General features: G+C 69.3%; 15 protein-coding genes. 6 read left to right on the top strand and 9 right to left on the bottom strand.

The genetic code is table 11. The annotated features are described in order from the left end of the window. Window positions 1-261: 261 nt before the first annotated feature. From DMH03_RS41235 to DMH03_RS41205, 7 genes are read right to left on the bottom strand one after another with little or no spacing between them, the layout of a single operon-like run. On the bottom strand, window positions 262-1,803 hold the full coding sequence (locus DMH03_RS41235; RefSeq protein ID WP_125797414.1) for an FAD-dependent oxidoreductase: 1,542 nt from the start codon (window positions 1,801-1,803) through the stop codon (window positions 262-264). Next, on the bottom strand, window positions 1,800-2,519 hold the full coding sequence (locus DMH03_RS41230; protein WP_125797413.1) for a class I SAM-dependent methyltransferase: 720 nt from the start codon (window positions 2,517-2,519) through the stop codon (window positions 1,800-1,802). Before DMH03_RS41230 ends, DMH03_RS41235 begins: the two co-directional genes overlap by 4 nt. Then, entirely contained in the window at window positions 2,516-2,836 is a 321-nt protein-coding gene (locus tag DMH03_RS41225) for a lycopene cyclase domain-containing protein (protein WP_125797412.1), read from the bottom strand. Before DMH03_RS41225 ends, DMH03_RS41230 begins: the two co-directional genes overlap by 4 nt. Beyond that, window positions 2,833-3,174 carry a lycopene cyclase domain-containing protein gene (locus tag DMH03_RS41220; protein ID WP_125797411.1) on the bottom strand — a complete coding sequence of 114 codons (342 nt, stop codon included), beginning with the start codon at window positions 3,172-3,174 and terminating at the stop codon, window positions 2,833-2,835. Before DMH03_RS41220 ends, DMH03_RS41225 begins: the two co-directional genes overlap by 4 nt. Further along, on the bottom strand, window positions 3,175-4,137 hold the full coding sequence (locus tag DMH03_RS41215; RefSeq protein ID WP_125797410.1) for a phytoene/squalene synthase family protein: 963 nt from the start codon (window positions 4,135-4,137) through the stop codon (window positions 3,175-3,177). Then, entirely contained in the window at window positions 4,134-5,651 is a 1,518-nt protein-coding gene (gene crtI / locus DMH03_RS41210) for a phytoene desaturase family protein (RefSeq protein ID WP_125797409.1), read from the bottom strand. Before crtI ends, DMH03_RS41215 begins: the two co-directional genes overlap by 4 nt. Beyond that, entirely contained in the window at window positions 5,648-6,748 is a 1,101-nt protein-coding gene (locus DMH03_RS41205; RefSeq protein WP_125797408.1) for a polyprenyl synthetase family protein, read from the bottom strand. The genes crtI and DMH03_RS41205 overlap by 4 nt, the downstream gene beginning before the upstream one ends. A 416-nt stretch (window positions 6,749-7,164) precedes the next feature. On the opposite strand from DMH03_RS41205, the gene DMH03_RS41200 reads away from it, so the two are divergent. The 4 genes from DMH03_RS41200 to DMH03_RS41185 all read left to right on the top strand — a co-directional run bounded on the left by DMH03_RS41200 (window position 7,165) and on the right by DMH03_RS41185 (window position 11,865). Continuing rightward, entirely contained in the window at window positions 7,165-8,055 is an 891-nt protein-coding gene (locus tag DMH03_RS41200; protein ID WP_125797407.1) for a MerR family transcriptional regulator, read from the top strand. A gap of 68 nt (window positions 8,056-8,123) precedes the next feature. Then, a complete protein-coding gene (locus tag DMH03_RS41195) occupies window positions 8,124-9,170 on the top strand; it encodes a DUF5914 domain-containing protein (RefSeq protein WP_199749228.1) in 1,047 nt (348 codons plus the stop codon). Window positions 9,171-9,179: 9 nt separating this feature from the next. Beyond that, window positions 9,180-10,256 (top strand): NAD-dependent epimerase/dehydratase family protein, encoded by a 1,077-nt coding sequence (locus DMH03_RS41190; protein ID WP_125797405.1) that lies wholly within the window; start codon window positions 9,180-9,182, stop codon window positions 10,254-10,256. 16 nt (window positions 10,257-10,272) lie between these two features. After that, complete coding sequence (locus tag DMH03_RS41185) at window positions 10,273-11,865, top strand: NAD(P)/FAD-dependent oxidoreductase (RefSeq protein ID WP_125797404.1); 1,593 nt, start codon at window positions 10,273-10,275, stop codon at window positions 11,863-11,865. Here DMH03_RS41185 and DMH03_RS41180 read toward each other — a convergent pair. After that, window positions 11,856-12,317: an SRPBCC family protein gene (locus tag DMH03_RS41180; protein WP_125797403.1), complete on the bottom strand. Its 462-nt coding sequence runs from the start codon at window positions 12,315-12,317 to the stop codon at window positions 11,856-11,858. The two genes, DMH03_RS41185 and DMH03_RS41180, sit on opposite strands and share 10 nt — an antisense overlap. Window positions 12,318-12,690: 373 nt before the next feature. Between DMH03_RS41180 and DMH03_RS41175 the strand changes: the two genes are divergently transcribed. Together DMH03_RS41175 and DMH03_RS42820 are read left to right on the top strand one after the other, a co-directional pair. Next, window positions 12,691-12,996 carry a hypothetical protein gene (locus tag DMH03_RS41175; RefSeq protein ID WP_233611931.1) on the top strand — a complete coding sequence of 102 codons (306 nt, stop codon included), beginning with the start codon at window positions 12,691-12,693 and terminating at the stop codon, window positions 12,994-12,996. A 1,120-nt stretch (window positions 12,997-14,116) separates the two neighbouring features. Then, window positions 14,117-15,427 carry a hypothetical protein gene (locus tag DMH03_RS42820; RefSeq protein ID WP_233611929.1) on the top strand — a complete coding sequence of 437 codons (1,311 nt, stop codon included), beginning with the start codon at window positions 14,117-14,119 and terminating at the stop codon, window positions 15,425-15,427. Window positions 15,428-15,840: 413 nt separating this feature from the next. Here the strand turns inward: DMH03_RS42820 and DMH03_RS41160 are convergent, their stop codons facing one another. Then, window positions 15,841-16,245 carry a hypothetical protein gene (locus DMH03_RS41160; RefSeq protein WP_125797402.1) on the bottom strand — a complete coding sequence of 135 codons (405 nt, stop codon included), beginning with the start codon at window positions 16,243-16,245 and terminating at the stop codon, window positions 15,841-15,843. Window positions 16,246-16,447: the final 202 nt, after the last annotated feature.

Here is a 16,447-nt window from a genome sequence, read left to right as displayed (position 1 = left end):
CCCCAGACGACGCTTCAGCTCAGCGACCTCGCCCCGCAGCTGAGTGATCTCCTCACGGGCACGAGCAAGCTCGACCGCCTGCGCGGCGACCAACGCCGCAAGCTCGTCATACGACGGCCGAACCCCTTCTCCCACAACAAGATCATCCCACAGCGGCACAAATAGCGAACAAGGGGCCTGAACAGTTACTAAGCAACAATCAGCGTGCACATTTACCACTGACGGGTGATCTGGAGGTGCGAACAAAAAGCAAGTAGCCGACTAATTGCGAAGATGCCCGGACTTCGAGGCGGCCAGGCGGTTCAGCAGGCGGATCCGTCCGTGGTTGGGGACCGAGCGGATCGGGTGCCCGGCGAGGCCCCAGCGCCCGAGAAGGGTGTTCGCCGCGGTCCAGCCGGTGGCGGCCGCGCGTTCCATGAGGGCGACCGGGAGGTCGATCCGGATGCCGTCGCCCGCGAGTGCGAGGGCGGGGTCGGGGGTTTCCACCGTGGGCCGTCGGGCGAAGTCGCCGACTCCGAACAGCGGGCAGTCTTCGCGCCACAACGTGATGTCGCCGACGACGCGGACGTCCCGGGTCTCCGGATAGATCTCGTGGAGGCGGCTTTCCAGTGCCTTTTCCAACCCGCTCGAATTCTCGGTGGCGGCCGCGTAGGCGTGCAGTTCGACGACCGATCCGCCGGTGCGGGCGGCCCAGCGCCGGGCTTCTCCCTCGTACCGGTCGAGCAGGCTGATGTTGTCGAGCGGCGGGATGCTTCCGGTGCCGAGGAACGGCGAACGGTGTGGCTCGACCGGGCGGTCGAGCCAGAGCCGCCGGACCAGGAAGGGCGGGGCGGTACGTAAACCGCCGACGTCGGCTCGCCAGGCCTCGGTGCCGATATCCGGTGAAGCGGCGACGATTTCGCGCAGCCCGGCGACGTCGCAGGCGAGGACCACGCCGTCGAAGTTCTCCGTCCGGCCGTCTGCCTCGATCGCGAAACCTTCCGGGGCCCGGCCGAGTCCGGTCACCGTCGTGCCGGTGCGGATGTCGGCGCGGCGGCCGGCGAGGTAGCTCGCGAGCGGGTCCCAGAGGGCTTGGGGGAACGGCTCGGTCGGGACGTCGAAGACCAGACCTTCGCTGGAGCCCAGGAAATACAGGTGGAACATGGTCGCCAGCTCCGCGGCCGACAGGTCGTGCGGGTCGGCGAAGAAGCTGCGGGAGAAGACCTCGAACGCGAGATGCTTGGCGGCGGGCGGGAAGTTGATCGCGTCGAGGAAGGTCGAGGCGTCGGTGCGGTCGAGCCGGTGATAGATCTCCGGCACGCTGACCGTCGCCAGCGGCAGGGCCTCGCGGCTACTGAGGTGCAGCAGATCTTTGCGGGTGAAGGTCGGGCTACGCCAAGCGAACGCCACCGCGTTCCACGGCGGGGTGCGCGGAAGTCCGGCGAAGGTGTCGATGCGGCCGTGCGCGTCCAGCAGCGGGTAGTCGGTCAGCGGGGTGAGCCGGTCCAGCCGCGGATCGGTGCGCGCGAGCAGGGCGCGCAGGTTGTAGTACTGGCGGAAGAACGCGTGGAAACCCCGGCTCATGGTCACGGCGGTGCCGTCCGGGAGCCGTTCCCGCCAGCCGCCGACACGCCCGCCGAGGTGGTCCTCGCGTTCGAAGACGGTGACGGCGACACCGCGTTCGGCCAGTCCGGTCGCCGCGGTGAGCCCGGCGATGCCGCCGCCCACGATCGCGGCGGCAGGACGCCGTCCGAGCAGTCCGGCGTCGGCCAGGCCCGGCGGAGCCTGCCGGGTGACGCGGCGGCGGTCCCGGGGGCGGGTCACGCCGTCTCCGAGGGTGCGGTGCCGACGACGGTGTGCACGATGTCCCGCTGCCAGCCGCCGACGGTCGCGGTGTGGACGTCGGTGAAGCCGGCGTCGGTGAGACGCCGGGCGAGCAAGGTGATCCCGTCGAACTCCAGGACACTGCGGCGAAGATGACGGTAGAGCATGGCGTCACCGGTGGTGAGCTTCCCGAGCGGGATGATCACGCCCGCGCAGACGGCGTTCCAGACCCAGCGGGCGCGCCGGGAATCGCGGACGGAGTACTCATGCACGGCGATCCGGCCGCCCGGCCGGAGCAGCTCGCGAAGCCGGCGCAGCTGCGTGGTCGGGTCGGTGAGGTTGCGCAGCAGGTACGCCGCCAGGATCCCGTCGAACGGCCCGTGGATCCCGGCCAGTTCCTCGACCGGTGTGTGCACGAATTCGACGCTGTCGGGCCAAGCCTTGCTCCGGGCTCTCTCCAGCATTTCGCCGGACGCGTCGAAGGCGGTGATCCGGGCGTTCGGCAGCACGGACAGGAGGGCCGCCGTGGACGCGCCGGTTCCACAACCGGCGTCCAGCACCCGCGGTCCAGGAGCGGCGAGCCGCCGGGCGGAAAGGCGCAAATGCTCGTGGTAGCCGGGATTCGCGCCGACGAGACGGTCGTAGAACCGGGCTTCGGTGTCGAAGGCCGAAGGCACGGTCTCGCGCGGCAAACCGTCTCGCGCCATGGCGTTCATCGCGCCTCCTCTCGTGAGCGGGCTCGTTCCCACAGCAGCAGTACGGCGGTCACCATCGCGAAGCCGAAGAGGAAGTCTTCGACCGGGATGTCCCAGGGGAACCGCCAGCCGGTGATGTGCTCGGGCGCGTAGCGGACGATCGGTGCGGACAACTTGGTCAGCCACCCATCGACGGGGATCTGGAAACCGGTGACGATCGCCATCGTGAGCCAGTAGGCGGGTTTGCGGAACAGCCCGGTCTTCAGCACGGCGAGCTCGAACAGTACGACCACGACCACCGAGGCGACGGCCGGAACGGTGTAACCCCAAGGAATCATCGCCGGACCGCCTGTTTCCCTCGCCGCCGGACCGCGGCGAGGGTGAGCTGGACCGCTTCGTAGGTCAGCACTCCGCAGATCGGGATCACGATGAAGAACAGGATCTCTTCCAGCGGAAGCGAAAACGGCGCGCGGATGCCGGTGACGAACTCCGGCGCGTAATTCCAGACCTCGCCCGCGATCGCCAGCGCGTCCCAGACCAGGAAGACGAAGGCCACCGGGAGCAGCGCGCTGGCGAGGCGTTTCGGCTGCCGGTAGACGCGGGCGCCTGCGATCTCCAGCGGCAGCGTCACCAGGACGCAGGCCGCCAATACGACCAGGTATTCGACCTTGCCCACTCAGCCCACCGCCGACGGGGGAGCAGGGGCGCGATGCCGGGTCCGAGCCCACTGCGAACGAGCGAGCGCGCCGCAGGCGACCCCGAGCCGACGGCGCCGGGACACCTTCGCCCGGCCGGCGAAGACGTCGTGGTCCGCGTCCTCGATCCGGTCGAGGATCTCTCCGTACAGGGTCGCGGCGGTGGCCACACAGGGGCGTGAGACCGGATGCAGCATCGCGATTCCCGGTCGTGCTTCGGTGTAGACGCGCCGGGTCACCGCGATCTGTTCCTTGATCGCGGCCCGGACGCGGTTGTCGGATCGGCCGTGTTCCGCGCACCAGGACAGCCGTTCGCGGTCGACGTCGTGTTCCTTGAGCTCGTCGGCGGGCAGATAGACCCGTCCGCGCTCGAAGTCCTCGGCGACGTCGCGGAGGAAGTTGGTCAGCTGGAAGGCTTTGCCGAGCGCGGCGGCTCGCGGTGCCGCCTCGTCACGGGGAGCGACCGCGCCGAGGATCGGGAGCACCTGCAGGCCGATCACCTCCGCCGAACCGCGCACGTAATCGTCGAGGTCGTCCCTGGTGGCGTAGTCGGTGACGCTCAGATCCATCCGCATCGACGTGAAGAAGTCGCGGAAGAGCGGCTCCTCCAGCTCGTACCTGACCGCCGTGTCGATCACCGCCGTCAGCAGGGGATCGTCACTCGTACCCGCGGTCAGGTCGGCGAGCAACCGATCCTCCACTTCGGACAGTCTCGCGGCAAGGGACTCCGGTGTGGCGTCCGCGTCGGGCTCGTCGACGATGTCGTCCAGCCACCGCGCGAAACCGTAGAGCGCGTGGACGGCGGGCCGTTGCGCGGGCGTCAGCATGCGGGTCGCCAGGAAGTACGTCCGGCCGTGCCGGGCGTTGACGTCGCGGCACCAGCTGTACGCGGCTCGCAGACTCGGATCGTGGATTTCGGCGGCGTCGAGTTCGCGTCGGGTCATCGGCTCGCCTCCGTGGCCAGGTCGAGGACGCGCGAGCGGCGTCCGGGCACGCCGGTGATCCGGTCGGCGGCCAGTCTGCCGGAGATCAGCACGGTCGGCACGCCCACTCCCGGCACCGTCGCGCCTCCGGCGAGGACGACGTTTTCGGTGCCACGCGGAAGGTTCCGAGGGCGGAACGGCCCGGTTTGGACGAACGAGTGGGCGTAGCCGAACGGGGTTCCGGCCACGAGTCCGCGGCCGGCCCAGTCCGCGGGGCTGATGACCTCGGTGAACTCGGGTTCGAAGTCCGGCAGTAGTCGCTGCCGTGCGACGGCGAGGATCTCCTCCGCGTACGGTCCGGCATCGGCGGCCCAGTCCGCGGGCCCCCGGTCGAGATTCGGGACCGGCGCGAGGATCGAGTAGAGCTGACGGCCCGGCGGTGCGAGGTCCGGATCGGTCGCGGTCGGCCGGGTGATCAACAGGGACGGGTCGCTCATACGGCGGCCGGTGGTGATGAGTTCGTCGAAGGTCGAGCGCCACCCGTGTCCGAAGGAGATGGTGTGGTGCCCGGCGTCGGGCCGGGTGTCGGGGCCACCGGCGTGCAGGATCAGCGCCGACGGTGCGGGTCGCAGCGGAACCGGCCGCTTCGGGATTCGGCCGAGCAGCCGGTAGCTCTCGGGTAACTCGGTCGTCAGGACGACGGCGTCGCACGGATGGCGTTCGCCGGCGGCGGTGCGGACCGCGTGGACACGGCTGCCTTCGCGTTCGAGCGTGTGCACGGGGTCGCCGTAGTGGAAGGTGACGCCGTTCTCGGCGGCGACCCGGGCGAGCGCCTGGGGGAGTGCCGCGACCCCGCCGGGCGGGAAGTACACGCCGCCGACGGTGTCCATATAGGAGATGACCGCGTACAGCGCCAGCGCTCGCATCGGCGACTCGCCCGCGTAGAGCGCTTGGAAGGTGAACACCCGCTTCAGCCGCTCGTCGGACAGGAAAGACCCGATCTTCGGGTCGAGCCGCCGGAATCCGCCCAGTGCCACCAGGCGGGCCAGATCCGGGTTGAGCATGCCGAGCGGTGAGTCGATGTTCGAGTCGATGAACCGGCCGAACTCGGTGCGGTAGAGCCGGGTCAGCCAGTCGCGCAGCCGAAGGTACCCCGCTGCCTCGGCGGGCCCGGCGAACGTGCGTACCGCGTCCGTCATCGCCGCGGCGTCGGTGTGCACGGGCAGGGTGCTGCCGTCGGCGAACTGTGCCAGGTAGGCCGGGTCGAGCCGGGTGAGCGGTAGTTCCTCGGCCAGCTCGGCGCCCACCGCGCCGAAGGTGTCCCGCAGGATCGACGGCATGGTGAGCACCGTCGGGCCGGTGTCGAGCAGATAGCCCTCGCGTTCGACGCGGCCCGCGCGGCCACCGGGGCCGGGGTCACGTTCGAGGACGGTGACCTCGCGCCCGCGGCCCGCCAGGTGCAGCGCCGCCGCCAGCCCCGACAACCCCGCTCCCACCACGACGATCCGGTCCGTCCGTCCGGGTACCGTTTTCACTGGTCGCGCTCCGTGCACCGGGTGGCGAGGACGGCCAACGCGTCCGCGGCCTGTCGCGGGACGACGGCAGGGTCGATCACCGCTTGCGCCTTGTCGGCGCGTTCCCGGATGAGTTCGCCGAGGCGTTCGCGTGCCCCGGTCGCGGTGATCAACTCGCGCCAGCGGGACACGGCGTCGTCGTCCACCGTGGTCAGGTTCAGCAGTTCGGCGAGTTCGTCGCGCTGCCGCCGGTCGGCCATCTCCACGGCGAGCACCACGACGCTGGATGCCTTGCGGTCGCGGAGGTCCTGGCCGGCGGGTTTACCGGTGACCGCGGGGTCACCGAAGACGCCGAGCAGGTCGTCCTTGAACTGGAAAGCCTCGCCGATCAGGCCGCCGTACTCGGCGAGGGCGGCCATGACGTCCGGACCGCAGCCCGCCAGCGCCGCGCCGAACTCCAGCGGCCTGCGGACGGTGTAGTTGCCGGACTTCCGGCGCAGCACGTCGAGCAGCGCGTCCCAGCCGGGAAGCGTCCGGGCGTCGTTCACGAGGTCGGCCAGCTGCCCGACCGCCAGTTCCGCGCGCATCGCGTCGTACCTCGGCCAGCCGTGCGACAGCGTTTCCGCGTCCAAACCGGATTCCCGGAGCATCTGCTCCGACCAGACCAGGAAGAGATCGCCGGCGAGCGTCGCCGCGGATTCGCCGAACCGGTCGGCGGAGCCACTCCACCCCTGTTCGGCATGCCACCGCGCGAACCGCACGTGCAGCGCGGGACGCCCCCGCCGCAGCGTCGAGGCGTCCATGACGTCGTCCTGCGCCAGCGCGAAACAGTGGAGTAGTTCCAAGCTCGACGCGGCCCGCAGGGCGGCGTCCGATTCCGGGCCTCCGCACCGCCAGCCGACATAGGCGAACATCGGCCGGAGGAACTTCCCTCCGGCGAGGAACTCGGGGAGGACGGTTTCCGCGAGTTCACCCTCGCCACGGCCGGAGAACTGCTCGGCGGCCCGTGCTTCGACGAAACCGTGTGCTTCGGCGAGACAACGCCCGCCCAAGGCGTCCAGCCAGCCCGACGGCGCCTCCTTCGACGGCGCCGTTCCCGCCGCCATGGTCGACGCCATCCGCCTTCCCTCCGCCGATCCGGTGATTTCGTTTCATAACCGATTCACGCCTGGTGTACCTTGTCTACTAGATCCGGCGGCGCGCCCGCAACTCGAGCGGTATCGCCTGTAGGGCAAGGAAGTCCTGGGATTTCCCGGGATTTCCCGGCTCAAACCCGGATCGCTCGCGGATCGAAGAAGACCGTCTTGCGGACGAGAGTGGCCCGGTCCCCGCCACTCTCAGGAGCCCGGCGCCCCTCGTGCCCGGCTCCGGACGCCCGGCGGTGCCTGGTGCGGACCGGTCCCTTCCCGGTCCTCGCTGTGGCGCCGTCGGGCGTTTCGTTCGTTCCGGTGACGGTATGCGCCTGCCCACGTCCGGTGACCTCGTAAGCTGCCCGCAGTCGGCCCGGTGAGCGGGCACCGGAAAAGTGGAACGGATGGACGTCGACGAGATGAGCGGCCCTGGCGGCCCCCGAGCCGGCGGTTCGTGGACCCCCGGCAAGGTCGCCGAGGTGCTGGGCGTCTCGCCGGTCACGCTCCGGACCTGGGCCTCGCGGTACGGCGTCGGCCCCACGTTGCGGGCCGATGGGCGTCACCGCCGTTACTCGGACGCGGACGTTCGCAAGCTGCAACATATGCAGCGGCTGATCGACCGGGGGATTCCCGCCCGCGAGGCCGCCGCGGCCGCGTTCTCCGGTTCCGGCGAGACGGTGCCGGACGTCCCCGTCGACAGGCTGGTCGGCGAACTCGAGCAGGCCGCGGAAGACCTAGAGTTCGCTGCCATCGCCGCGCTGCTGGACGAGACTCTCGATGCGATCGGCGCGGCGGCGACGTGGGCCGACGTGTTGCTGCCGATCTTGCGCCGCCTCGGGCGCCGCTGGGCCGGAGGTGACGTGTGCTTCGAGTCGGAATGGGCGCTCACCACCGAGGTTTCCCTGGCGCTGCAACGCTATGTCGCCCGGTTCGCCACCGTGCCCACCGAACGCGGGGTGCTCATCGCCTGTTGCCCGGACGAGCGGCACAGCCTGCCGGTCGAAGTTCTCCGCGCGTCGCTGCTGGAGATCGGTGTTCCCGCTCTCTACCTCGGTCAACTGGTGCCCGCGGAGACGATGGCGGGCCTGGCGTTCAAACTGGATCCGGTGCTGGTGGTGCTGTGGTCGATGTCCGCCGGCACCGTCGACGTCCTGTTGCGCGAGCGTCTGCGGCGGCAGGGAACCGAGGTCGTCGTCGCCGGTCCCGGCTGGGAAGGGCTCGACGTTCGTGGCGCACCCTGGGTCAACGACTTGACCGCCGCGCTGGATGCCGCCACCGCTCACTTCAAAGCCTGAACCGTTGCGGGATCGCTTCAAGTGCCTGAGGATGGCTGGAGGACGACGCGCGGCAGAGAGGGCTTCCGGTGGATCTCAGGCGGCAGGTGGTCGAGCGCTGGCCGGCGAAATGGCCGGTCCAGCCGTTCCGGGAACCTGCTTGGGCCCGGCAGGAACCGACTTACCGCGAATGCGGCCCCGCGCTGATCGACGCCGCGGTCAAACGCGCCGACGCGCGTCCGGCCGGCAACTGGTTCGTCGTCGCGGCCAGTCGTGAGATCGGCGCGGATCAGCCGTTGGGTTTGCGCGCCGGCGGCCGGGAACTGGTGGCCTGGCGTGGTCCGGACGGTGATCTGGTCATCGGTCCGGGTGCCTGCCCGCATCTGGGCGCTCCGCTCGATCAGGCTCGTGTCCACTGTGGAGAGTTGGTCTGCCGGTGGCACGGATTGCGGGTCGGGCCGGAGCGGCCGGGCTGGTCGCGGTTGCCGTCCTATGACGACGGAGTGCTCGCCTGGGTTCGCCTCGACCGCTTCGGTGACGAAAGCCCCACGGAACGGCCGATCGTGCCGGTCCGTCCGCGAGGCGACGTCACCATCGACGCGGTCGCGACGCTGACCGGGACCTGCGAACCGGTGGACGTCGTCGCGAACCGGCTCGATCCTTGGCACGGCGCGTGGTTCCATCCGTACTCGTTCACCCGGCTGAAGGTGCTGTCGGCTCCACAAGGGAACGACGTCACCGACGCCGAGGACAAGTTCGTCGTCGAAGTGACCTTCCGGCTCGCCGGGAAACTGGGCGTGCCGGTGATCGCCGAGTTCACCTGCCCCGAGCCCCGCACGGTGCTGATGACCATCGTCGACGGCGAAGGCGCGGGCAGCGTGGTCGAAACCCACGCCACCCCGCTCGGGAACGGTCCCGACGGACGGCCGCGCACCGCCGTGATCGAGGCGACGATAGCCACCTCCGACCGGCCCGGTTTCGCGAAGGCCGCCCGGATCGCACCGGCTTTGCGGCCACTGATGCGCCGTGCGTCCGCGCGTCTCTGGCGGGACGACCTCGCCTACGCCGAGCGGCGCTACGCCTTGCGAGCGGGAGACGTCGGGCTGCCAGGTTTCCGCGATCACCCGGCCGGGTAAGCGCAGGCTGTGCGCATTGTGATCACCGGGGCGACCGGAAACGTCGGGACGGCACTGCTCCACGCCCTCGAATCCGGCGACGACGACCTGATCGGCGTGGCGAGACGGCTGCCCGACACCACGGCCGAGCCGTATCGCGCGGCGGGCTGGTCGGCCATGGACCTCGGGGAAGACGTCGGCCGCGCGAAGCTGACCGAGCTGGTGGAGGGAGCGGACGCGGTCGTCCATCTCGCTTGGGCGATCTCACCGGAGCGCGCGGATCCGCCGATGTGGCGGACCAACGACCACGGGACCCGCAACGTGCTCGCCGCGGTGGCGTCGGCCGGGGTGCCGCATCTGGTCGTCCTGTCGTCCGTCGCCGCCTACGGGCCGGCGCCGCGGTGGAAGAAGGTCACCGAGGATTGGCCATGCGACGGCGTCGCGAGCAGTGCCTACAGCAGGGGTAAAGCCGGGCTGGAGGCGTTGCTCGACCGGTTCGAGGAGACCCATCCGGGGACCGGTGTGGCGAGGTTGCGGCCGTGCGCGATCCTGCAGCGACAGGCGGCGGGGGAGTTCGAGCGCTGGCTGCTGGGCCCGGCCGTACCCGCCGGTGTCGTGGGCCGCCGATGGCTGCCTGTCCCGCTGTGGGCGGACCTGCGGGCGCAGGCGGTGCACAGCGCCGACGTCGCCGAAGCGATCCGGCTGGTGCTCGATCAGCGTTTCACCGGTGCGGTGAATCTCGCCGCCCCGGGTGTGCTCGCCGCCGACGCGCTGGCCGGCCTCCTCGGAGGCGTTCGCGTCCCGGCGCCGCGATCACTCGTCCGGGTGGCCGCGCACGCCGCCTGGCGGACGGGCGCCTTCCCACTGCACCCCGGTTGGCTGGATCTCGCCGACCGCACGCCGCTCGTGGACACCACGCTCGCCGAGAACGTGCTGGGCTGGAAACCTCGGTACGACGCCGCCAGTGTGGTCGCGGAACTGGTCGCCGGACTCCGGTCGGGTAAAGGTGCCGCGAGTCCGCCGCTCTCCCCACCGCGGGAGCACGGCTTGCTGCGCCGGCTTCGCTCGCTCGCCCGTGGCAAGCCCAGCCACCAATCGCAATCCTGACGATCGGGAGGCTCGGATGAGCACGGAAGTCTTCGACGCGGTCGTCATCGGCGCCGGCCACAACGGCCTGGTCGCGGCGAACCTCCTTGCCGACGAAGGCTGGTCGGTCCTCGTGCTGGAGCATGCGGAGAAGCCGGGCGGCGCGGTGCGGACCGACGAAGTCACCGCGCCCGGGTTCCGGAACGACCTCTGCAGCGCGTTCTTCCCGCTCACCGCGGTATCGCCGGTGATGCGGGGACTGCGACTCGAGGACCATGGGTTGACCTGGCGGCACGCTCCCGAAGTACTCGCGCACGTCCTGCCCGACGATCGGTGCGCGGTGCTCTCACGGGACATCGAGCGGACGGCGGCGTCGGCCGACGAGTTCGCGCCGGGCGACGGCGCCGCGTGGCGGAGTTTGTTCGCGCAGTGGCAGGACCTTCGCGAGCCGCTGCTGAACGCGTTGTTCACGCCGTTCCCGCCGGTGCGCCCGGCCGTGCGGCTGCTGCGGCGGACGGGGACCGCGGAAGCGCTGCGGCTGGCTCGGATGCTCACGTTGCCCGCCCGCCGGTTGGGAGAAGAGCATTTCGACGGCGAGGGTGCTCGATTGCTGTTGGCCGGGAACGCCGCGCACAGCGATATTTCCGTGGACAACGCGGGCAGCGCGGTCTTCGGCTGGCTGCTCGCGATGGTCGGGCAGGACGTCGGCTTTCCGGTGCCTGCCGGCGGAGCCGGTGAGCTGATCGCGGCACTGGTGCGACGGCTGGCCGCCCGCGGCGGCGAGATCCGATGCCGTTGTCCCGCAACGGAAGTGCTCGTCGCGGGCGGACGGGCGATGGGCGTGCGAGACGGTGACGGCAACCCGATCCGGGCCCGCAAGGCGGTGCTCGCGGACGTCCCGGCGCCGACGTTGTACGGCGAGATGGTCCAGCGGGATTGGCTTCCCTCGCGGCTGCTCGCCGATCTCGGCCGGTTTCAATGGGACAGTGCCACGGTGAAGGTGGATTGGGCGTTGTCCGGTCCCGTCCCGTGGACGGCCGAAGGTGCTCGCGGGGCGGGCACGATCCACCTCGGAGCGGATCTGGACGGTCTGTCGGCGTTCGGCGGCGACCTGGTCCGCGGCCGGAGCCCGCGGAATCCGTTCCTGCTGTTCGGGCAGATGACGACGAGTGATTCGCACCGGTCGCCGCCCGGGACCGAGGCGGCGTGGGCGTACACCCACGTTCCCCGCGGGCTGATGGAGAACCGGGAGGCGCTCGACCGGCAGGTCACGCGGATCGAAAAGACGGTCGAGGCGAACGCGCCGGGGTTCACCGACCTGATCCAGGGCCGGTACGTGCAGGGCCCGCTCGAACTGGCGGCCCACGATCCCGGCCTGGTCGGGGGCGCGATCAGCGGCGGCACCACGGCCATTCACCAGCAGTTGTTCTTCCGCCCCGTCCCCGGCCTCGGCCGCGCGGACACGCCGGTGGACCGGTTGTTCCTCGCGGGCGCGTCGGCGCATCCGGGAGGCGCGGTCCATGGCGGCCCCGGCGCCAACGCGGCCCGCGCCGCGCTGGCCAGGGCGGGAGTGCTCGGCAAGGGGTACGCGGCGGTGATCGCCGCGGCGAACCGGGCGGTCTACCGCTGAGCGCCCTTGCGGCCGGTGTACTTCCCGGTCGCCAGATCCGCCAAGCGGGCGAGGGCCTCGGTGTTGCGCGGCTTGGCGACGAGCGCCTGAACCGCCTCGGGCAGCACCTTGGCGGGACCACGCACGACGCTTTCCCGCATCCGGACCTCGGTCTTGGCTTCGCCGTGGGGGAGGAGCGTGACCTCGACCGCCGCCGCGCCGAGCGGCCAGCCCCTCGCCTCCAGCGACAGGGAAACGCCGGGCTCGACCGCCTTCACGACCGTGACGTCCTGGATGTGCAAGGGCCACGGTCCGACGCTGTGGTGGATCCGCGAACCGACAGCAGGCCAGTCCTCGTCGACATCACGGATATGGGAGCTGCCGACGACCCAGCTCGCGTACGACCAGCCGTCGGCGAGCACGGCGAAAACGGCGTCCGGCGGCACGTCGACGACACGACTGACTTCGCTCACGGCGTCCTCCTGTTGTGAGTGGCACCGCATGGGTACCCCGCCGGAGCGACTTGAAGCCTGTGAGATGTCCGGATGGACGACACGCGTGCCGTCCATCCGGTCACGTGTGTCGTCCGTCGGATCACAGATGCTGTCCCATCAGTCACGCGAAACCGCCAATGTGGTGCAAATGGCCGCGAGTGCGGGGGATCCGAACGCCACCTTGAGCCCCAATAGCACTCGCCCTTCACGCCTTTCCCAGGTACATGAAGGACCCCTTCCTTGCGAAGGGGTCCTTCATGTACCTAGATCGACGAGCGGGAGCGCGGATCCGCAGCGCACCGCCGTGGTCCGTGACGGCCGGATCGCTTGCCATGCCTTCCCGATCGTCATCATGACCAGCAACGGGGAGCGGGAGTTCCCGCCGGCGTTCCTGCGTCGCTGTCTGCAGTTGCGGATCGAGAACCCGGATCACGACCAGCTCGCGGCGATCGTGGCGAGTCATCTGGTCGGTGAGAACGGAGAACACCGGGACAGGCTCATCCGCGAGTTCGCCGAACGGAGCAAGGCGGAAGGTGGTCTCCCGACCGACAGACTGCTCGACGCCGTTTATCTGGCGACGTCTGGCGCGTACCAGCCGGATCAGGAGGCTTGGCCGCGGCTGGTGGACGCCCTTTGGCAACGACTGACGGTGCGGTGACATGGACGGGCCGGGCGGTGTGTCCGACTCGCGTTCCGCCTCGGTGGCGGAGCAGCGGAAGGCCGGTCTGCCACAGGGGGTCAGTCGGGTCGAATTCGAGGACATGGACTGGACCGATGTCGCGGACATCGTGGGGCCGGCCAGCACGTCGCGGCGTGCGAGCGCCGAGCCCGCACCCGTCGGGGAGCCGCTGTCCGGGACATGCGGAGTCGTGGTCCCCGTCACAGGTGTACTTCCGCGCGCTGAAAACGTTGAAACGGGGGACGGCCTCGCGGCGACACGACAATGTGGTCCTCGACAAAGTGGCGACCGCCATCCGGACCACGGAGACCGGACGGCGGTGGTTTGTCGCCCGATCGAGGAAAGAGCGCTGGCCGGACCTGACGAACCCGTGGCCGCGAAGGCCAGCTTGGTGGACAGGGCCGATGATCGGCGAAAACGAGACCGCTGTGAAAGGAACGGTCGTGCTCGCCTCGGAACGGATTTGCCAGTCCGATTCCGCCGACCGGCCGGTAACTTTGTCGCCCGCCGAAAGAGTGCACAGATTCCGCAGTTTGGCGTCGCGGCCGGCGCTACGCTTGGCGCAGTTACTCGCAGCGGTACCGGTCCGTCTTGACGTGGCGAAGCTGGTGAGACATGGGTTCGTGCCGGAAGCGGGACTGGAGCACCTCCTCGAACTTTTACTTTCGTGGCTCATGTACGCTCCCGGACCCAGGAAAGGGAAATCCACTTGGGACACAAGTGGGGTCTTCGCTTTCCCGAGGCAGTCCGGGAATTGCTGCTCGGCGGCGCGCGGCGGTCGGAAACGGCCGAGGTCGTCCGAGTGGTCGCCACGTATTTCGGTGACCGGATCAGGTTGCTCGGTTACCTCCGAGACGCCATCGCCGACCCGGAACCACACATCGGACCCGGTGCTCACCCTCGAGTCCCCGGCCGATGTGGAACTGGAGAGCGCGCTCATGCGTGCGCTGTCCGGCCCGTACCTGTCCCAGGCCGACAGGATGCGGAATGCGGTACGAGAGCATGCCCTTCGTGCCCGTGTCCAACCGATAAAGACATCAAAAAGACTGTGAGCGCATAGATGCCTGAGACAGCCGAACATTCACCTGCCTTGACACCTGTGTCACAGGGACGCTCGTCTTATCTCAGTGAGCCCGAAGCGAACGAGCCGACGACCCGGATTGTGCATCCTTCGGCGTCGGAAACCTCCCGGCGCTTTCCCGACCGGCTGGCCGATGATCCGCCGCTGGTCTTCGGGAACGTCCCCCCGCGCAATCCGAACTTCACCGGTCGCGACGAATTGCTGGACCAGCTCACCAAGCGATTGAGCAGTGGCACCACCGCCGTGCTCCCTTCGGCGCTGCACGGTCTCGGTGGTATCGGCAAGACCCAGATGGCCGCCGAGTACATCTATCGGCATCTGCAGGATTACGACCTCGTCTGGTGGATCGACGCCGCGGAAAGCCCGGATACCGTGCTGCCGTTCTTTCCGCGCAACGGGCCCGGCGAAATCCTGATCACCTCACGGAACTCCGATTGGGCGGGTATCGCGCGCCCGCTGGAGCTGGCGGTGTTCAAACGCGAGGAAAGCGTCGAGCTGCTCGGCCGCCGCGGCCCGGAGATCGACCCTGCCGACGCCGAGGAACTCGCCGAGAAACTCGGCGCCGCACCCCATGGCCGCTCGCCGCACTGGACTCGAACGACCCCGAATCCAGCAGAGTGGCCGGGAAAGCGCTGGTCAGCTCCCCTGTCGAACCTTGCTCGGCTGGTTAAGAGCCTGATCGCCCGGAAGGGCGAGCCGGTTGCGGGGAGGGGTTCGCGGAACCACTTGATCGTAGTGGCGGATGTGGAAGGGTTCGGGGAGCGGTGGCGGACGGGACCGGATCAGCGTGCGGTACGCGATGGGCTCTACGGCGTCATGGAGGCGGCGTTCGCCGCGACGGGGACAGCGTGGAAGGACTGTTACCGGGAGGATCGCGGAGATGGGTTGTTGGTGCTCGTACCGCGGGATGTGGACAAGGCGGCGTTCATCGAGGCGGCGCTACCCGTGTTGGTGACGCGGCTGCGGGTGCACAACCACACCCATCCCGAGGCGCAGCGGATCCGGCTGCGGATCGCTTTGCACGCCGGGGAGGTCGGTTACGACGAGCACGGCGTCTCGTCGTCCTCGGTGACGCTGACTTTCCGGCTGTGCGAGGCGCCCCCGTTGAAGGCTGCGCTCGCCGCGTCGCCTGGGGTGCTGGTGGCGATTGCGTCGCACTGGCTGTTCGACGACGTTGTCCGGCATGCCCCCGGTGCCGCGCCGGCGACCTGGTGTCCGGTGTGGGTCGAGGTCAAGGAGACCGCTACAACCGGTTGGGTCACCCGGCCCGACCACCCGTACCAGGCAGCCCCTGATACGGGCTCCATCGGACAACCAGACAGTGCATGACGAGCTTCGACCAGCCAAACCGGTGACCTGAAGCGGGACTGAGCACTCCCGGGACGGTCGTCGAGGTCGATGGCAGCTGGTCTGGACCATTGAGGCAGCCGCATGGGTCGGTCGCGTGGTGCCCGGCCCGTGTCGAGCTCGCTACAGGAGGTACCGAGCTGTCCGACCGGTAGTCATGCTCCGGTCGGACGGCCGGTCGCCCCGATGACCTAGGCAGGCACGTTTCTTTGTTCGTCGTTGAGCACGACCACCGTCGGGTGCCTCTCGGGTTCCGGAACCTGCCGGTGGCACTCGATGAGGAGTGGAGAGTTTCCGGTTTCATGCGTAGCCCTGTTCGATCCCTTCGCGCGAACGCGATCGCGATCGCCGACCAAGGAGTCAGTGCTTTGTCGCCGCGGATGGCCGTGAGTGGGCTAGATGTTCTTGCAGTAGTTGTACAGAAATGTGCCGCCGGGGGAGGGGTTGTCCTGGGTGATCCAGATGCAGCCGGTGTACACCGGCTTCCAGAGGCCTCCCCAGCTGGTGTTCGCGTACAACCAGTGCCACTGACCGTCAGCGGGGACAAGGCTGTAGCCGCTGCCGCCCGCGATCTGTGCTCCGGCGGAGTCGTAGAACGCGGTGACGGCCCAGACATGTCGGGCTTGGCCGCAGTAGGCATGGAAGCCACCTGTGGAGCCCCAGTTGTCGAAGTTGAACTGCACGTTCGCCGTATGGCAGTCCGCCAGCGCCGTCGCGCGGGCCTGGGTGGCGTTCGCCGGTGCCGCCCCGATGGTCAGACAGCCCGCGAATAGCGCGATCGCTGCGAAAATCTTGCGCATGGTCTGCCTCGACTCGTTGTTGTCCGGTTTTCGCTGAACTCGGAGCGTCCCACTCCGCGACCACGAGCGGTCGGACGGTTGTTCCGTCACAAGGGCGGTAGTTCCTGCCCTTGTGGCCACCTGTGTGCCGGTTATCGCCCGCATAGGCCTTGTTCATGTCCTGGTCACCTGGGTGTGCCGTTACTTTCGGGTAACTTGTCAC

The organism is Amycolatopsis sp. WAC 01376 (genome assembly GCF_003947415.1).
Taxonomy (GTDB): Bacteria; Actinomycetota; Actinomycetes; order Mycobacteriales; family Pseudonocardiaceae; genus Amycolatopsis.
This window is presented reverse-complemented; position numbering and strand designations above follow the sequence as displayed.

Bases quoted from the DNA above. Each gene is read 5' to 3' on its own strand.
- DMH03_RS41230 (WP_125797413.1), bottom strand. From the start codon at position 2,519: ATGAACGCCATGGCGCGAGACGGTTTGCCGCGCGAGACCGTGCCTTCG.
- DMH03_RS41225 (WP_125797412.1), bottom strand. From the start codon at position 2,836: ATGATTCCTTGGGGTTACACCGTTCCGGCCGTCGCCTCGGTGGTCGTG.
- DMH03_RS41215 (WP_125797410.1), bottom strand. From the start codon at position 4,137: ATGACCCGACGCGAACTCGACGCCGCCGAAATCCACGATCCGAGTCTG.
- DMH03_RS41205 (WP_125797408.1), bottom strand. From the start codon at position 6,748: ATGGCGTCGACCATGGCGGCGGGAACGGCGCCGTCGAAGGAGGCGCCG.
- DMH03_RS41200 (WP_125797407.1), top strand. From the start codon at position 7,165: ATGGACGTCGACGAGATGAGCGGCCCTGGCGGCCCCCGAGCCGGCGGT.
- DMH03_RS41185 (WP_125797404.1), top strand. From the start codon at position 10,273: ATGAGCACGGAAGTCTTCGACGCGGTCGTCATCGGCGCCGGCCACAAC.
- DMH03_RS41175 (WP_233611931.1), top strand. From the start codon at position 12,691: ATGACCAGCAACGGGGAGCGGGAGTTCCCGCCGGCGTTCCTGCGTCGC.
- DMH03_RS41160 (WP_125797402.1), bottom strand. From the start codon at position 16,245: ATGCGCAAGATTTTCGCAGCGATCGCGCTATTCGCGGGCTGTCTGACC.